The 16,903-nt window shown below is 26.4% G+C and carries 21 protein-coding genes and 3 pseudogenes; 10 read left to right on the forward strand and 14 right to left on the reverse strand.

Features of this window, described 5'->3' with window-relative positions:
• Positions 1 to 43: 43 nt before the first annotated feature.
• The 3 genes and pseudogenes from AAHM76_RS05320 to AAHM76_RS05330 all read right to left on the reverse strand — a co-directional run bounded on the left by AAHM76_RS05320 (position 44) and on the right by AAHM76_RS05330 (position 1,477).
• On the reverse strand, positions 44 to 181 hold the full coding sequence (locus tag AAHM76_RS05320) for a hypothetical protein (protein ID WP_342255631.1): 138 nt from the start codon (positions 179 to 181) through the stop codon (positions 44 to 46).
• Between the two features lies 1 nt (position 182).
• Positions 183 to 323, reverse strand: a complete 141-nt coding sequence (locus tag AAHM76_RS05325) for a hypothetical protein (protein WP_342255632.1) — start codon at positions 321 to 323, stop codon at positions 183 to 185.
• 40 nt (positions 324 to 363) lie between these two features.
• A pseudogene (locus tag AAHM76_RS05330) lies at positions 364 to 1,477 on the reverse strand (IS3 family transposase).
• Positions 1,478 to 1,544: 67 nt separating this feature from the next.
• Here AAHM76_RS05330 and AAHM76_RS05335 point away from each other — a divergent pair.
• The 3 genes from AAHM76_RS05335 (at position 1,545) to AAHM76_RS05345 (ending at position 3,226) form a co-directional block, all read left to right on the forward strand.
• A complete protein-coding gene (locus tag AAHM76_RS05335) occupies positions 1,545 to 2,084 on the forward strand; it encodes an MIP/aquaporin family protein (protein ID WP_342255633.1) in 540 nt (179 codons plus the stop codon).
• A 30-nt stretch (positions 2,085 to 2,114) separates the two neighbouring features.
• Entirely contained in the window at positions 2,115 to 2,636 is a 522-nt protein-coding gene (locus AAHM76_RS05340) for an NAD(P)/FAD-dependent oxidoreductase (protein ID WP_342255634.1), read from the forward strand.
• A 137-nt stretch (positions 2,637 to 2,773) separates the two neighbouring features.
• Positions 2,774 to 3,226, forward strand: a complete 453-nt coding sequence (locus AAHM76_RS05345; protein WP_342256844.1) for an FAD-dependent oxidoreductase — start codon at positions 2,774 to 2,776, stop codon at positions 3,224 to 3,226.
• A gap of 246 nt (positions 3,227 to 3,472) precedes the next feature.
• On the opposite strand, the gene AAHM76_RS05350 is transcribed toward AAHM76_RS05345, so the two are convergent.
• Positions 3,473 to 4,033 carry a transposase gene (locus tag AAHM76_RS05350; protein ID WP_342255635.1) on the reverse strand — a complete coding sequence of 187 codons (561 nt, stop codon included), beginning with the start codon at positions 4,031 to 4,033 and terminating at the stop codon, positions 3,473 to 3,475.
• Between the two features lie 6 nt (positions 4,034 to 4,039).
• On the reverse strand, positions 4,040 to 4,432 hold the full coding sequence (locus tag AAHM76_RS05355; RefSeq protein ID WP_342255636.1) for an IS1/IS1595 family N-terminal zinc-binding domain-containing protein: 393 nt from the start codon (positions 4,430 to 4,432) through the stop codon (positions 4,040 to 4,042).
• A 392-nt stretch (positions 4,433 to 4,824) separates the two neighbouring features.
• Between AAHM76_RS05355 and AAHM76_RS08580 the strand changes: the two are divergent.
• The 3 genes and pseudogenes from AAHM76_RS08580 to AAHM76_RS05375 form a co-directional block, all read left to right on the forward strand.
• Positions 4,825 to 5,812 (forward strand): annotated as a pseudogene (locus AAHM76_RS08580) (FGGY family carbohydrate kinase); the annotation flags it as partial.
• Between the two features lie 85 nt (positions 5,813 to 5,897).
• Positions 5,898 to 7,009, forward strand: a protein-coding gene (locus AAHM76_RS05370; RefSeq protein WP_342255638.1) for an IS3 family transposase whose coding sequence is annotated in 2 segments (ribosomal slippage) — positions 5,898 to 6,141 and positions 6,141 to 7,009 — 1,113 coding nt in all. Because the reading frame shifts where the segments join, the coding sequence is not laid out codon by codon here.
• Complete coding sequence (locus AAHM76_RS05375) at positions 6,987 to 7,547, forward strand: FGGY-family carbohydrate kinase (protein WP_342256846.1); 561 nt, start codon at positions 6,987 to 6,989, stop codon at positions 7,545 to 7,547. Before AAHM76_RS05370 ends, AAHM76_RS05375 begins: the two co-directional genes overlap by 23 nt.
• Before the next feature lie 20 nt (positions 7,548 to 7,567).
• Here AAHM76_RS05375 and eno read toward each other — a convergent pair whose 3' ends face one another.
• Positions 7,568 to 8,944 carry a phosphopyruvate hydratase gene (gene eno, locus AAHM76_RS05380; RefSeq protein ID WP_342255639.1) on the reverse strand — a complete coding sequence of 459 codons (1,377 nt, stop codon included), beginning with the start codon at positions 8,942 to 8,944 and terminating at the stop codon, positions 7,568 to 7,570.
• 182 nt (positions 8,945 to 9,126) lie between these two features.
• Between eno and trpS the strand changes: the two genes are divergently transcribed.
• The gene (gene trpS / locus AAHM76_RS05385) at positions 9,127 to 10,149 is read left to right on the forward strand and encodes a tryptophan--tRNA ligase (protein WP_342255640.1); all 1,023 of its coding nucleotides are present in this window, start codon (positions 9,127 to 9,129) and stop codon (positions 10,147 to 10,149) included.
• Between the two features lie 165 nt (positions 10,150 to 10,314).
• Here the strand turns inward: trpS and AAHM76_RS05390 are convergent, their stop codons facing one another.
• The 5 genes from AAHM76_RS05390 to AAHM76_RS05410 form a co-directional block, all read right to left on the reverse strand.
• Positions 10,315 to 10,554, reverse strand: a complete 240-nt coding sequence (locus AAHM76_RS05390; protein ID WP_342255641.1) for a hypothetical protein — start codon at positions 10,552 to 10,554, stop codon at positions 10,315 to 10,317.
• A 15-nt stretch (positions 10,555 to 10,569) separates the two neighbouring features.
• Positions 10,570 to 11,681 (reverse strand): IS3 family transposase gene (locus AAHM76_RS05395; protein ID WP_342255642.1). Its coding sequence is split into 2 segments (ribosomal slippage): positions 10,570 to 11,438 and positions 11,438 to 11,681, totalling 1,113 coding nucleotides; the frame shifts between segments, so codons are not numbered across the junction.
• 74 nt (positions 11,682 to 11,755) lie between these two features.
• Positions 11,756 to 11,926, reverse strand: coding sequence for a hypothetical protein (locus AAHM76_RS05400; RefSeq protein WP_342255643.1), 171 nt, complete (start codon positions 11,924 to 11,926; stop codon positions 11,756 to 11,758).
• A gap of 111 nt (positions 11,927 to 12,037) precedes the next feature.
• A complete protein-coding gene (locus tag AAHM76_RS05405; RefSeq protein ID WP_342255644.1) occupies positions 12,038 to 12,499 on the reverse strand; it encodes an IS1/IS1595 family N-terminal zinc-binding domain-containing protein in 462 nt (153 codons plus the stop codon).
• Positions 12,500 to 12,599: 100 nt separating this feature from the next.
• Positions 12,600 to 13,241 (reverse strand): hypothetical protein, encoded by a 642-nt coding sequence (locus AAHM76_RS05410; protein ID WP_342255645.1) that lies wholly within the window; start codon positions 13,239 to 13,241, stop codon positions 12,600 to 12,602.
• Between the two features lie 517 nt (positions 13,242 to 13,758).
• Between AAHM76_RS05410 and AAHM76_RS08585 the strand changes: the two are divergent.
• The 3 genes and pseudogenes from AAHM76_RS08585 to AAHM76_RS05420 all read left to right on the forward strand — a co-directional run.
• A pseudogene (locus tag AAHM76_RS08585) lies at positions 13,759 to 13,815 on the forward strand (hypothetical protein); the annotation flags it as partial.
• Positions 13,816 to 13,917: 102 nt separating this feature from the next.
• Positions 13,918 to 14,163 carry a hypothetical protein gene (locus AAHM76_RS05415; protein WP_342255646.1) on the forward strand — a complete coding sequence of 82 codons (246 nt, stop codon included), beginning with the start codon at positions 13,918 to 13,920 and terminating at the stop codon, positions 14,161 to 14,163.
• Between the two features lie 30 nt (positions 14,164 to 14,193).
• Positions 14,194 to 14,580, forward strand: coding sequence for a hypothetical protein (locus tag AAHM76_RS05420; RefSeq protein ID WP_342255647.1), 387 nt, complete (start codon positions 14,194 to 14,196; stop codon positions 14,578 to 14,580).
• A gap of 18 nt (positions 14,581 to 14,598) precedes the next feature.
• Here the strand turns inward: AAHM76_RS05420 and AAHM76_RS05425 are convergent, their stop codons facing one another.
• The 3 genes from AAHM76_RS05425 to rmuC form a co-directional block, all read right to left on the reverse strand.
• Positions 14,599 to 14,850 carry a hypothetical protein gene (locus tag AAHM76_RS05425; protein ID WP_342255648.1) on the reverse strand — a complete coding sequence of 84 codons (252 nt, stop codon included), beginning with the start codon at positions 14,848 to 14,850 and terminating at the stop codon, positions 14,599 to 14,601.
• A 35-nt stretch (positions 14,851 to 14,885) separates the two neighbouring features.
• Positions 14,886 to 15,488: an aldo/keto reductase gene (locus tag AAHM76_RS05430; protein WP_342255649.1), complete on the reverse strand. Its 603-nt coding sequence runs from the start codon at positions 15,486 to 15,488 to the stop codon at positions 14,886 to 14,888.
• Between the two features lie 174 nt (positions 15,489 to 15,662).
• Entirely contained in the window at positions 15,663 to 16,826 is a 1,164-nt protein-coding gene (gene rmuC, locus AAHM76_RS05435) for a DNA recombination protein RmuC (RefSeq protein WP_342255650.1), read from the reverse strand.
• Between the last annotated feature and the right edge of the window lie 77 nt (positions 16,827 to 16,903).

Consider the following 16,903-nt stretch of genomic DNA (forward strand, 5'->3'; position numbering starts at 1 on the left):
GTAATATTTTTAACTTCATTATTTAACTTTAAATCTGTCATAATTAAATTTCCTCCAAATTCTTTTCCATAATTAATGTATCAATATACTCATAAGCACTATCTTCTGAATGACATTCTTCAAGTGCTTCATTAAATAATTCTTCTTTGGTATAAACATTGCCATCTTCATCTTTTCACATATTATTCACATCCTTGTCATTTAATATTTTCGTCTTCTAAATCAATAATAGTTGTTTTACAATAATTTAAATTTTCAGAATAAATTCTTGCTTCATCAAATGTATAAAAATATATAGTATTTAAGCTATATTTATCTTTCATTACTAATAAATTGGAATGGCAACACTTTTTAGGACACTTTTTATATAGACATTTGTTTTTTAAAAGTAACTGGAGATAAAAAATTTAAACTGCCATGAATTCGAATATTGTTATATCAATGCACAAAATCAAAAAGTTCGTATTTTAATTGTGTTAAATTTTTAAATTTTTTACCCTTAATAAATTCAGTTTTAAAAGTTTTGTAAGTTGTTTCAGCCACAGCATTTATCATAAGGGCAGCCTTTATTGCTTAATGATCTTTTAATATTAAAAGTTATTAAAATTTCATCAATGATTTTATTTTTAAACTCATTACCACGATCAGTATGAAATAGAGTTATTTGATTTAATGGTCGTGTTATTTTATGAAAAGCTTGTTGGACCAGTTCGGCTGTTTTATTCGACCCAGCACTATAACCAATTATTTCGCGATTAAACAAGTCAATTAATAAACAAATATAATGTCATTTAGCGCCAACTTGAACATATGTTAAATCACTAACAATAACTTCATTAGGTTTTTTGTTGTTAAAATTGACGATTTAAAATATTATTAATTTGGTCATTATTGACTGTTGTTTTATGATTATGATATTTTAATTTGGTGTATTTAGAAACAAAATTATTTTTGATCATAAAGAATCTGATTTTTCGCCGCAATAAGATGATATCTTTTCTGTTTAAAATAACTTTAATTTTGCGAGCCCCATAAATTTTGCGACTTTTATTAAAGGCACTGATAATTTCTTGTTAATAATTATTAACTTGCTTGTTAATACATTTATTAGTTTGATAATAATACGTTGATTTTGATAAACCCAAAATCTTACATATTTTCCTAACTGAATATTTATTTTTGTTGTTATTAATTATTGTTATTTTTTGGCCATTATCAGTGCGGCTTGCTTTAAAATGTCATTTTCCATTTTCAAGTCTTTAAGTTCTTTTCGTAAAGTTATTATTTCATTTTCTTCTAGTGTGCGATTATCTTTTGCTTTAAATGAACCAGAATTATTATAATTTTTAACTCAACTATAAATAGTTGGTTTTGGTAAATTATATTCTTGCCCTAGATTAATAATACTTTTACCATTTTTATATAGCATGACAATTTGTTTTTTAAATTCTTCAGAGTATGAAGTTTTATTTCCCATTTTTATATTCCTTCTTTCTTAATAATTTTATCTAATTTTGAAGTCTATATAATTATGGTCCTAATAATTGGAGCCTATCCATACCATTGCAATGGTTGTTCAACAAACTTTTTTTATTACTAATGGTTGATTCTTATTACCTGTTTTGTTATTAGAACAAATTGTCGGAGCAATCATTGGTCAAATTATTGTTGATGTATTTTATTGAAAACATATTAAAGATACAGTAACTGATAATCCCGACTTTATTCTTGCAATTCATGCGAAAGGCCCAACTTATCATAACCCATTTTTTAATTTTTTTGCAGAATTTATTGGAACTTTTGTCTTAATTGCCACAATATTAACAATTGGAAAATATAGTAGTGGTAATTTAGGAGCATGAACACCACTTTTTGTTGGTTTAACAGTTTTTGGAATTGGTCTATCATTAGGGGGAACAACTGGTTATACAATTAATCCAGTGCGTGATTTAATTCCATGAATTATTCATTTTGTATTACCGCTTAAAAACAAAGGGACATCAGATTGAAGTTATAGTTGAATTCCAGTTATTGCTCCAATCATAGCAGGAATTGTAACTAGCGGAATCTTTTTATTATTTTAGTATTATTTAATGGAAAGGATACCTCTTATTATGGTAAATAAACCAACTTATGATGTTTTTGGTATCATTGGTGGTGGTGTCATTGGAGCTGCGATTAGTCGCGAATTAAGTCGTTATCAATTAAAAACCATTACCATTGAAAAAAATAAAAAGGTAGCAATGGAAACATCAGCTGGAAATTCTGGAGTCATTCACGGTGGTTTTTATCCAACTCCGGGAAAATTAACAGCAAAATTAAATATTGAAGGACACAAACTTTATCAAACTATTTTTAAGGAATTAAATATTCCTCATCAACAAGTTAATTCATTAGTAATTGCCTTTACTGTGGAGGAACAAGCACACTTACAAATGCTATATGAGCGAGGAATAACGAATCATGTTAATCCAAAAGATTTACGCATAATCGGGCAAGCAGAAGTTAGAGCATTAGAATCAAATATTAGTAATGAAGTTCTTAGTTCTTTACTATGTACTTCATTTTGAGTTGTTGATCCGGTTATTTTAACGAAAAGTTTTTTTCAAATAGCATTAAAAATCATCAAGAATTAGTGTTAGAACATCTTGTTACAAATATTAAATATCATCCAGAACAAAGTCTCTTTGAAGTTACAACTTTACATCATAATCAAGCAATAACTTATTTTGCAAAATAATTAATTAATGCTGCTGGACACTATTGTGATATTTTATCAGCCCAAGCAGGTTATCCTGATTATGAATTAGTAACAAAACGAGGAGAATACCGTGTTTTGAAAAAAAGTGAAGGAAATATATTTAATAATATCATCTTTATGGTTCCAACTATTCATGGAAAAGGGGTCATTATTGCACCAATGTTAGATGGCCATCTGCTAGTTTGGACAACAGCAGAAGATAATGTTCCAAAAGCAAAAACACGATTAGTAACACCTGCAATGTATGAAAAAATTAGACAAATTGGAGCTAAAATTATTCCTAACCTTAAAATGGAAAAAACTTGCCAAACCTTTGTTGGGTCGCGTTCAATTGAGCCACTTTCAAAAGATTTTTATTTAAAAGCAGCACATAATAATTCAAAATTTATTAATGTCGCTGGAACAAAATCACCTGGTTTAAGCAGTGCCCCAGCCATTGCTAAATATATTTTTGTCATTTACTAACTGATGATGGTTGTCAGTTAGTTAAAAACCAAGATTTTTGGTAGTCGGAAAAAAGCTTAGGTTTTATAAAAATTATAAATAAAGTAATTAAATATAAATTAAAGTAATCGCTTATTAGAACGATTTTTTTATTTGCATTATTCATTTTTAATTTTGTAGAAAACTCTTGATGAAATAAAAAAAATCATCAATATGATAACTTTAAAAGAAAATTATATAAACTTTTAATATTGTTATTTAACTTTTTTATACGTTAAAATATAATACCGATGATTGTTGGTTTGGTGTTAAACCTTTATGCTGGTATTTTCATTTTCAGAGATTTAAATAATTTTGAATGTTCGTGAAACCTAAGCCTTGATAATGAATTAAGGATTCTTTAAGATTTGATTGTAATTTACTAATTTTATTTAACTTCCGATAACTAGCATCAGGATTTGTACTAGTTTTAGTTGCTAATAAAATAGAATTTGTTTGTTTTGCTACTAATAAATATAATGGTTGCATGTCAGAAATAATAATTGAATTTTCTTTGATTAATTGTTTATTAATATTTTCAATAATTCACTGTTTTTGTAATCGTTTTGTGTTGGTTGATTTAACATAAATATTATTATTGCTATCAACAGCCATTTGAATACAACATTTAGTGTTGGTTGAAAATGAATCAAGATGAATTTTTCTTTTATCAAATTTATCTTTAAAATTACCTTTGTGGATTTCTTTAATAAATGTTTCATCGATTTGAATTTGGCCATTTAACGTTTTAAATTTTAATTGGGTGTTTTCTAATTGTTTTGATTTCATTATTTTTTAGCGATTATATCAAGCGGTTTTCGGTGATGTTTTAATAAAGTGGGAAATCATTTTACTAGATTGGCCTAATAATGAAATTTGAATCAATAAATTTCACTGTTCATAATTTAAATGACTTCAATACGTAAAATGATCACGAAAAGCATCAAAACTAGCACGACATTTTTTGCATAAATATTTTTGTTTTCCTTCAGGATTATGACCATTTTTAACACAATAAAAAGATTGACAATTAGGACATTTAATACCTTTATCCCTAAATTTTTGATCAATTTCATTTAAGCGTTTTTGTTTTTTAATTAATTCTGCTTCTTTTTTGACTTTTTCATGAAATTCTAAAAATTGATCATCTGTTAAACTATTTATTAATTCTTCAATTATTTTTTCCATTAATTATTCACCTCTTATATTAATAATATACCTAATTTTAGGTATATTTTATAAATATCAAGAGTTTTCTACAAAATTAAAGTTATTCATCAGATAGTATCTTTATTAAAAATGATATTATTAGTTGTTAAACCGAAAAAATATAATAAATCACAGAAAGGAAATTATAAATATTAACTAATTTTTAGGAAAAATAGGTTAATTTTTAATTTTAAAGATACTATCTGATGAATAATGCAAATAAAAAAATCGTTCTAATAAGCGATTACTTTAATTTATATTTAATTACTTTATTTATAATTTTTATAAAACCTAATCTTTTTTCCGACTACCAGATTTTTATCCAATTCAATTAGAAATTATTCCAACAATTTAAAAAGGAGCAAACTATAATGTCAAAATATATTATTAGTCTTGATGAAGGAACAACAAGTTGTCGTACTCTTGTTATTAATCAGCAAGGAGAAATTATTTCTAGCGATGCCTTAGAATTTAGTCAAATTTTCCCGAGAGCTGGTTTAGATGAACATGATGCTGTTGAAATTTGAAACTCACAACGGGCAACTTTTGTTCAATCGTTAAATAAAGAAAAAATAAGGCCAAATAAAATCGCCGGAATTGGTATTACCAATCAATGTGAAACAGTTATTATGTGAGACAAACGTTCAGGATTTCCAATTTATAATGCCATTGTCTGACAAGTCCGTAGAACAGCCGCTTATTGTGATGAATTAATGGCTAAAGGAAAAAGTGACATAATTCAAGCAAAAACTGGTTTAGTAATTAATCCATATTTTTCAGCAACAAAAATCAAATGAATTTTAGATAATGTTGAAGGTTCCCGCCAATTAGCAAAAAAATAACCTTTTATTTGGAACAATTGATACTTGACTAATTTGCCGCCTAACAGGAAGAAAAATTTATGTCACTGATTCAACTAATGCCAGTCGGACAATGCTATTCAATATTCATACTAAACAATGAAATGATGAATTACTAACTTTATTAGATATTCCAAAAAATATTTTACCAACGGTAAAATCATCATCAGAGATTTATGGTCATACTTTCCCCGGTTTATTGAGTAAAGAAACTGACGTTCAAATTCCAATTGCAAGTGCTATTGGTGACCAACAAGCCGCTTTATTTGGCCAATTATGTTTAGAACCAGGAGAAGTTAAAAACAATTGTGGAACCGGATGTTTTATTTTAATGAATACTGGCGAAAAACCAGTTACATCAAAAAGCGGCTTATTAACAACAATAGCCTTATATTATCAAAACAAAATTACTTATGCCTTAGAAGTTGCTGGGGCTGCTATTCAATGACTTCGTGATCAAATTAAAATTGTTTATCATGCTAGTGAAATAGATTGATATACTATGGATATGCTACAATTATTAGGACCATAATTATATAGACTTCAAAATTAGATAAAATTATTAAGAAAGAAGGAATATAAAAATGGGAAATAAAACTTCATACTCTGAAGAATTTAAAAAACAAATTGTCATGCTATATAAAAATGGTAAAATTGTTATTAATCTAGGGCAAGAATATAATTTACCAAAACCAACTATTTATAGTTGAGTTAAAAATTATAATAATTCTGGTTCATTTAAAGCAAAAGACAATCGCACACTAGAAGAAAATGAAATAATAACTTTGCGAAAAGAACTTAAAGACTTGAAAATGGAAAATGACATTTTAAAGCAAGCCGCACTGATAATCGCCAAAAAATAACAATAATTAATAACAACAAAACAAAATATTCAGTAAGAAAAATATGTAAGATTTTGGGTTTATCAAAATCAACGTATTATTATCAAACTAATAAATGTATTAACAAGCAAGTTAATAATTATGAACAAGAAATTATCAGCGCCTTTAATAAAAGTCGCAAAATTTATGGGGCTCGCAAAATTAAAGTTATTTTAAACAGAAAAGATATCATCTTATCGCGGCGAAAAATCAGATTCTTTATGATCAAAAATAATTTGGTTTCTAAATACACCAAATTAAAATATCATAATCATAAAACAACAGTCAATAATGACCAAATTAATAATATTTTAAATCGTCAATTTAACAACAAAAAACCTAATGAAGTTATTGTTAGTGATTTAACATATGTTCAAGTTGGCGCTAAATGACATTATATTTGTTTATTAATTGACTTGTTTAATCGTGAAATAATTGGTTATAGTGCTGGTCCGAATAAAACAGCCGAACTGGTCCAACAATCTTTTCATAAAATAACACGACCATTAAATCAAATAACTCTATTTCATACTGATCGTGGTAATGAGTTTAAAAATAAAATCATTGATGAAATTTTAATAACTTTTAATATTAAAAGATCATTAAGCAATAAAGGCCGCCCTTATGATAATGCTGTGGCTGAAACAACTTACAAAACTTTTAAAACTGAATTTATTAAGGGTAAAAAATTTAAAAATTTAACACAATTAAAATACGAACTTTTTGATTTTGTGCATTGATATAACAATATTCGAATTCATGGCATTTTAAATTATTTATCTCCAGTTACTTTTAGAAAACAAATGTCTATATAAAAAGTGTCCTAAAAAGTGTTGCCATTCCAATAATCTTGTACAAGATGACCAACAAGTTTATGTGGTTCCTTCCTTTGCTGGGTTAGGATCACCTTACTGAAATTCTTATTCACGTGGTGCAATTTTTGGATTAGAGCGTGGAACAAAGCGTGAACATTTAGTTAAAGCAACATTAGAATCACTTGCTTATCAATCATATGATGTTATTACTGCCGCGGCTGAAGATTTACAACAACCAATTAAACGAATTAAAGTTGATGGTGGTGCTAGTCAAAATGAATATTTAATTCAATTTCAAGCTGATATTTCACAAGTTGAAGTAATTCGCCCTCAAAATATTGAAACAACTGCCATGGGAGCTGCTTTTATAGCCGGATTAGCTGTTGGATTCTTAACATCACCAACAGAAATTAAAAAAATATCAGCCGTTGGAAAAAAATATCATGCTAAGTTAAAACAAGAAATTGTAGCAAAATTATTAAAATGGTGAAAAGTTGCTGTTAAGGGTACTTTAAACTGTTTAAAAGAGATTGAATAAAAAAATAACCTTATAAAAGGTTATTTTTTAAAATCCGCAGCATGTTTTTTTAAATTATAAAATGTTTTAATTCCATCATATTCAGCTACTGTTCCTAGCTCATCTTCAATTGCTAATAAACGATTATATTTTGCAATTCTATCACTTCGTGACATACTTCCTGTTTTAATTTGACCAGTATTTAAAGCGACTGCTAAATCAGCAATTGTTGAATCTTCTGTTTCTCCTGAACGATGTGAAACAACTGCCGTTCAACCTGCTTTTTGTGCTAATTGAATTGTATCAATTGTTTCAGTAACTGTTCCAATTTGGTTTAATTTAATTAAAACAGAATTTGCGGCGTTACGAGCAATTCCTTCTGCTGTAATTTTTGGATTTGTAACAAATAAGTCATCACCAACAATTTGAATTTTATGTCCCATTGTTTTTACTTGTAATTCAAAACCAGCTCAATCACCTTCTGCTAAACCATCTTCAATTGAAATAATTGGGTATTTATCAACTAACTTGTCTAAATATTTAATTAATTCTTCTGTTGTCATAGCATATTCTTTACCAGTAACTTTTTCAATTTTCTTAAAGTGATATTTTTTATCATCAAAATATAATTCTGATGAAGCACAATCCATTGCAATCATAACACCTTCTTTGCCTGGTTTATATCCTGCTTTTTCAATTGCTTCAACAATTAAATCTAATGCAACCTCAGCTGGTGTTTTTGTTTGAAATGAAGCTAAAGTTTGATCTTTATATGCTCAATTAAAATGCGGAGCAAAACCACCTTCATCACCGACAGCTGTAATATCACCTTTATCATGTAAGATTTTTTTTAAAGTATAGAAAATTTCTGATGATCACCTTAAAGCTTCTTTAAAAGTTTCAGCTCCAACTGGCATAATCATAAATTCTTGGAAATCAATTGCACTATCGGCATGTTCTCCTCCATTAATAATATTCAACATTGGAACAGGCATTTTTTTCCCATTTACACCACCTAAATATTTGTATAATGGCATTTCCAATTCCGAAGCAGCTGCTTTTGCAACGGCCATTGATACTCCTAACATTGCATTAGCACCTAAATTCTTTTTAAAATCAGTCCCATCTAAGGTAACCATGGCATGATCAATTTCAACTTGGTTTGTTACTTCCATTCCAACAAGTTGTTCTGCAATTTTTGTATTAACATTCCCAACTGCTTTTAAAACACCTTTTCCTTGGTAACGTCCTTTATCACCATCTCTTAATTCTAATGCTTCACGACTTCCAGTTGAAGCTCCTGATGGTACCATTGCTGAACCATATCCGCCAAATTCTGTTCAAACTTCAACTTGAACAGTTGGATTTCCTCGTGAATCAATTACTTCACGAGCATTAATTTTATCAATTCTCGACATAATTTTTTACTCTCCTTCTAAGTGTATAATGTTATTATATTATTTGTTCAAAAAATAGTAAACAAAATCGGTTGAAAATCCAAGAAAAATACTACTTTTATTGTTTTTCTTTTGGAAAAACTAAAATATTTGCTATGATATTACTAAATATGTTATTAAATTTAGACAAGAAGGGAGAACATATGGAACAAAAAAAACCAACAATTGTTTCAGGCATTACTGCGACAGGACAATTAACCTTAGGAAATTATATTGGGGCGATAAAAAATTTTATTGAATTACAAAAAGATAATAATTTAATTATTTTTGTGGCAAACTTACATGCAATTACAATTCCAATTAGTAAAGAAGAATTACGAAATAACATTAAAAATATGGTTGCATTATATTATGCATGTGGTTTGGACCCACAAAAAGCAATTATTTTTGTTCAATCAGATGTCTTAGAAGTTACCTTATTAGCACATATTTTATTGTGCAATACAACTATTGGGGAATTATCACGAATGACACAATTTAAAGACAAATCAATAAAAATGAAAGCAGAAAATAGAACTGAATTTATTCCAACCGGGTTATTAACTTACCCAACATTAATGGCCGCGGATATTTTATTATATGATGCTGATTTAGTTCCAGTTGGAAAAGACCAAAAGCAGCACATTGAATTAACACGAAATATTGCCGAACGAATTAATAATCGTTATCAACAATATTTATTTAAAATTCCGACCGACTTTATTCCACCAATTGGTGGTAAAATTATGGATTTACAAAATCCAACTAAAAAAATGAGTAAGTCTTCAAATGTTCCTAAATCTTTTATCGGCTTATTAGATGCACCTGAAGTAATTCGAAAAAAAATCCGTAGTGCAGTAACTGATTCAGAAGGAAAAATTGCTTATAATCCCGAGCGAAAACCAGGAGTAAGTAATCTTTTAACAATTTATGCTGTTTTAAAAAAAGTAACAATTGAAGCAGCTGTTAAGGAATTTTTTCAACACGATTATGGCCAATTAAAAGAACAAGTTGCCAATACAATTATTGAAGTTTTAGAACCAATTCAAAAAAAATACCACAAATTAATGCAAGATCAAACAATTGATGAATTAATTGATTTAGGAGCAACAAAAGCACGAGCAATTGCTAATAAAAAAATAACAAAAGTTAAAAATGTTGTTGGATTAAATTATAAAAAAAAGTAGCCTTTAAATAAAAAATAGACACATAAAGTATAAAACTTATGTGTCTATTTTTGTCATATTTAATTTTTAATTTTGTAGAAAAGTCTTGATGAAATAAAAAAAATCATCAATATGATAACTTTAAAAGAAAATTATATAAACTTTTAATATTGTTATTTAACTTTTTTATACGTTAAAATATAATACCGATGATTGTTGGTTTGGCGTTAAACCTTTATGCTGGTATTTTCATTTTCAGAGATTTAAATAATTTTGAATGTTCGTGAAACCTAAGCCATGATAATGAATTAAGTATTCTTTAAGATTTGATTGTAATTTACTAATTTTATTTAACTTCCGATAACTAGCATCATGATTTGTACTAGTTTTAGTTGCTAATAAAATAGAATTTTGGAATGGCAACACTTTTTAGGACACTTTTTATATAGACATTTGTTTTCTAAAAGTAACTGGAGATAAATAATTTAAACTGCCATGAATTCGAATATTGTTATATCAATGCACAAAATCAAAAAGTTCGTATTTTAATTGTGTTAAATTTTTAAATTTTTTACCCTTAATAAATTCAGTTTTAAAAGTTTTGTAAGTTGTTTCAGCCACAGCATTATCATAAGGGCAGCCTTTATTGCTTAATGATCTTTTAATATTAAAAGTTATTAAAATTTCATCAATGATTTTATTTTTAAACTCATTACCACGATCAGTATGAAATAGAGTTATTTGATTTAATGGTCGTGTTATTTTATGAAAAGATTGTTGGACCAGTTCGGCTGTTTTATTCGGCCCAGCACTATAACCAATTATTTCACGATTAAACAAGTCAATTAATAAACAAATATAATGTCATTTAGCGCCAACTTGAACATATGTTAAATCACTAACAATAACTTCATTAGGTTTTTTGTTGTTAAATTGACGATTTAAAATATTATTAATTTGGTCATTATTGACTGTTGTTTTATGATTATGATATTTTAATTTGGTGTATTTAGAAACCAAATTATTTTTGATCATAAATAATCTGATTTTTCGCCGCGATAAGATGATATCTTTTCTGTTTAAAATAACTTTAATTTTGCGAGCCCCATAAATTTTGCGACTTTTATTAAAGGCGCTGATAATTTCTTGTTCATAATTATTAACTTGCTTGTTAATACATTTATTAGTTTGATAATAATACGTTGATTTTGATAAACCCAAAATATTACATATTTTTCTTACTGAATATTTTGTTTTGTTGTTATTAATTATTGTTATTTTTTGGCCATTATCAGTGCGGCTTGCTTTAAAATGTCATTTTCCATTTTCAAGTCTTTAAGTTCTTTTCGTAAAGTTATTATTTCATTTTCTTCTAGTGTGCGATTGTCTTTTGCTTTAAATGAACCAGAATTATTATAATTTTTAACTCAACTATAAATAGTTGGTTTTGGTAAATTATATTCTTGCCCTAGATTAATAACACTTTTACCATTTTTATATAGCATGACAATTTGTTTTTTAAATTCTTCAGAGTATGAAGTTTTATTTCCCATTTTTATATTCCTTCTTTCTTAATAATTTTATCTAATTTTTAAGTCTATATAATTATGGTCCTAATAATTGTAGCCTATCCATTTGTTTGTTTTGCTACTAATAAATATAATGGTTGCATGTCAAAAATAATAATTGAATTTTCTTTGATTAATTGTTTATTAATATTTTCAATAATTCACTGTTTTTGTAATCGTTTTGTGTTGGTTGATTTAACATAAATATTATTATTGCTATCAACAGCCATTTGAATACAACATTTAGTGTTGGTTGAAAATGAATCAATATGAATTTTTCTTTTATCAAATTTATCTTTAAAATTACCTTTGTGGATTTCTTTAATAAATGTTTCATCGATTTAAATTTGGCCATTTAACGTTTTAAATTTTAATTGGGTGTTTTCTAATTGTTTTGATTTCATTATTTTTTGGCGATTATATCAAGCGGTTTTCGGTGATGTTTTAATAAAGTGGGAAATCATTTTACTAGATTGGCCTAATAATGAAATTTGAATCAATAAATTTCACTGTTCATAATTTAAATGACTTCAATACGTAAAATGATCACGAAAAGCATCAAAACTAGCACGACATTTTTTGCATAAATATTTTTGTTTTCCTTCAGGATTATGACCATTTTTAACACAATAAAAAGATTGACAATTAGGACATTTAATACCTTTATCCCTAAATTTTTGATCAATTTCATTTAAGCGTTTTTGTTTTTTAATTAATTCTGCTTCTTTTTTGACTTTTTCATGAAATTCTAAAAATTGATCATCTGTTAAACTATTTATTAATTCTTCAATTATTTTTTCCATTAATTATTCACCTCTTATATTAAAAATATACCTAATTTTAGGTATATTTTATAAATATCAAGAGTTTTCTACAAAATTAAAGTATTTAATTTTGAATTTGTTATTTTAATTCATTTAATTTTCACATATAATTACCATTTTGGTCAGTTACTTTAAAATTAAATTTTCCATTTTGATTAACTTTACTAGTATCTAACTGATTAAAATGAAAAGCAATTTTATTTTTTAAATAAGAATATAACTCATCAATATTTTCAATTGTCTTAATATTACTAATTTTAAAATTATTTGAATCACTATAAACATTTGTTAGCCATAATTTAATAATTTCTGCTGTTGTAATATTTTGTTTAAAAATAAAACTTTGATGATTCTGAATATAATTAATTAAGTATTCTTGTAAATCTTTATTAAGTTCATAACTTCAAAAAACATTTGAATTTAAATTAATTGTTAAATAATAAATAGTTGTTGGAAAATGGTTACCATCTAAAGTATATTCTTCCATTGTTGTTTGTCCCGTCGTATAAGTATACTCCGTTGTATTACGAATTAACAAAAACAAAATAAAATCACGATATAATTGGTTAGCTGTTGGCAAATGTTCTGGCATACCTGCAATATATGTTTTAAATAAAACATTAGTTGTTGGTAACTCAAATGCTGGAACATTTGAAGGATTATTAAAATTATAATTAATAATTGGTTGCAAAGTATGAGCTTTTCTTTCTTTTGAAAACATTGTAAAAATTGCATTATCATCTTGATGTTTTACTAAATATTCACCTTAATCATTAATGGGTTGTAACATAAAATGTGTTAAAAACTTGCTAACCGCTGGCTGCAATGTTGCATCTTGTGATGGAATATAATAATGTTTTGGATAAATACAACTAATAGTTAAAATACTTTTAGTTATAAACATTATTATGGTTCCAAGAAAACTAAGCAATTTTTTCATTGAATCATTCCTTTTGATAAACTATCTTTTAAATTATAACGAAAAATAGTGATTAAAAATTAAAAAATTATCCTTTAATTTTGTAGAAAACTCTTGATATTTATAAAATATACCTAAAATTAGGTATATTTTTAATATAAGAGGTGAATAATTAATGGAAAAAATAATTGAAGAATTAATAAATAGTTTAACAGATGATCAATTTTTATAATTTCATGAAAAAGTCAAAAAAGAAGCAGAATTAATTAAAAAACAAAAACGCTTAAATGAAATTGATCAAAAATTTAGGGATAAAGGTATTAAATGTCCTAATTGTCAATCTTTTTATTGTGTTAAAAATGGTCATAATCCTGAAGGAAAACAAAAATATTTATGCAAAAAATGTCGTGCTAGTTTTGATGATTTTCGTGATCATTTTACGTATTGAAGTCATTTAAATTATGAACAGTGAAATTTATTGATTCAAATTTCATTATTAGGCCAATCTAGTAAAATGATTTCCCACTTTATTAAAACATCACCGAAAACCGCTTGATATAAATATAATCGCCAAAAAATAATGAAATCAAAACAATTAGAAAACACCCAATTAAAATTTAAAACGTTAAATGGCCAAATTCAAATCGATGAAACATTTATTAAAGAAATCCACAAAGGTAATTTTAAAGATAAATTTGATAAAAGAAAAATTAATCTTGATTAATTTTCAACCAACACTAAATGTTGTATTCAAATGGCTGTTGATAGCAATAATAATATTTATGTTAAATCAACCAACACAAAACGATTACAAAAACAGTGAATTATTGAAAATATTAATAAACAATTAATCAAAGAAAATTCAATTATTATTTTTGACATGCAACCATTATATTTATTAGTAGCAAAACAAACAAATTCTATTTTATTAGCAACTAAAACTAGTACAAATCCTGATGCTAGTTATCGGAAGTTAAATAAAATTAGTAAATTACAATCAAATCTTAAAGAATCCTTAATTCATTATCATGGCTTAGGTTTCACGAACATTCAAAATTATTTAAATCTCTGAAAATGAAAATACCAGCATAAAGGTTTAACGCCAAACCAACAATCATCGGTATTATATTTTAACGTATAAAAAAGTTAAATAACAATATTAAAAGTTTATATAATTTTTTTTAAAGTTATCATATTGATGATTTTTTTTATTTAATCAAGAGTTTTCTAGAAAATTAAAAAAATTATTTGGATAAGCTCCTAATCTTACCTGCGGTAAAGCAAATAATGCTGCCATATCTTCATCATCTAACGTAAAATCATTAAAATCATCTAGTTCACTATTAGCAATAATACGTTCCTTATGGGTTGTGATTTTGGAATAACAACAATATTTTGTTGTATTGATCATTTTAAACAAATTTGGGCAGGACTTTTCTGGTGTTTTTATGCAATTTTAAGAACAGTTGAATTTGTCATACATTGTCCTTGCATTAAAGTTGCTCATGATTCGATAATAATGTTGTTTTCTTGGCAAAATTTAACAACATCAGTATTATTCAAACCAGGATGAAGTTCAACTTGATTAACCATTGGTTTGATTTCGCTAATTACGATTAACTCTTGTAAATAGCTAACTTCAAAATTGCTGACTCCAATTGCACGAATTTTTTTTGTTTTATACGCTGTCTCTAAAGCACGAAAACATTCATTTCGATCGGCAGTTGGCCAATGAACTAAACATAAATCTAAATAATCCGTTTCTAACCGTGTTAGTATGTTATCTACTTCTTGTAATGCCACATCGTACTTATGATTAGCATTTCAAATCTTACTTGTTAAAAAGATTTCTTTTCGCGAAACACCAATATCTTTGATTGCTTTGCCAATTAATTCTTCATTTCCATAGATTTGAGCTGTGTCAATATGACGATAACCATTTTGCGATGCGGCAATAACAGCTTGATAAACTTCATGCTCATCAGTCATTTTATATGTTCCTAAACCAATTAATGGGATTTTAACGCCATTAAAAAGTTTTAATTTCATTGTTAGTGATTTAATTTTTATTCTTTCTTTCCTTGTGTTGGCCTTTACATAATTATAACTTTAATTAAAATCAATAACAAGGAAAACAAAATTGAAGTTCTGTTGATAATTAATTTAAAAAATTATTAAAAAATATCTTACTTCTAAGATATTTTTCTTTTATAGTCATTCATTTTAATCTGCTGGTTGTTCTAACTGTTGCTCATTTAAAATTTTTTGATATTGAATATGAATTTTATTATGTGTGGTATTTAATTGTTCAATATTAGTATTAAATTTTGCAAAATTTTTCGTAAACTCTTGTCAACGTTCAACTCAACGATCAAATTCGCCTTTTATTTTTAATAAATTAGTTTTAATAACTTCAATATTTTGATTAAAAGCAACTTCACGCATATATTTTTCTAAAACAAATAAAATTGCTGATAATGTTGTTGGCGAAGTAACTCATACCCGTTTTTTAAATGCAAAAGTAATAATATCCTCTGGAAATTGGCCATAAATAAATGCGAATAAATCTTCGGAAGGAACAAACATAATTGCACTTGAAATTTCATTTTCAAGATTAATATACTTAGCAACTTCATTAATTCGATCTTTTAAATCTTGTTTAAAAAGATTTAAATATTTATTTTTAATTGCGGTGTCACTTTTTTCTAAGTATTTATTATAATTTGTTAATGGAAATTTTGCATCAATGGCGATGTTTTCTCTTGCTCCACCAGTTTTAACTAATGCATCAACAACAGTTCCTGTCGGCAATTTATATTGGCGGTCTCATCCTTGATGCCCTTCACCATACATATCACTTAAAACTTTTTCTAATAAATATTCACCTAAATTACCTCGTTTTTTATTATTTAAAAAAATATCATTTAAAGTTTTAACTTTTTCTTCAACTTCTTTTAATGTTGTAGTTGATTCTTTTAAAACTTTTAAATTTGATAAAACATCAGTAAAAGATTTGGAAATAATTTCACCTTGATGGTTTAAATTATTTTTTAAGTCAGTATCTTGCTTTGACAAGTTATTTTTAAAATTATTTAATCCTTCATTTAAAATTGCTAAGTTTTGATTAAATTCAGTATCATTTTTAACTGAATTTGTTTGAAATTCACTAATTAAAGTTAATAATTCTCTTTTTTGTTCAGAAAGTTGATTTTGTAATCCTAATCCTTGTTTCTCTAATAATTCTTTTGATGCTTGAATGTCTTTCTGTAATAATGCTGAATCATTATTTACAAGCGGTTTTTTATTTGTTTTTACTAAATAAATTATTAGAAAAGTAACTAAAATAACTAAAATAATTCCTAATAAAACATATGAAATTGCTGTCATTGTATTCCCCCTAAATATTTTAATGTTCTATTGTATTCAGCAATAATTTTAATTATAGCCTGTTCAAACAAAAAAAT

This window comes from Spiroplasma endosymbiont of Poecilobothrus nobilitatus (genome assembly GCF_964030655.1).
GTDB lineage: Bacteria > Bacillota_I > Bacilli_A > Mycoplasmatales > Mycoplasmataceae > Spiroplasma.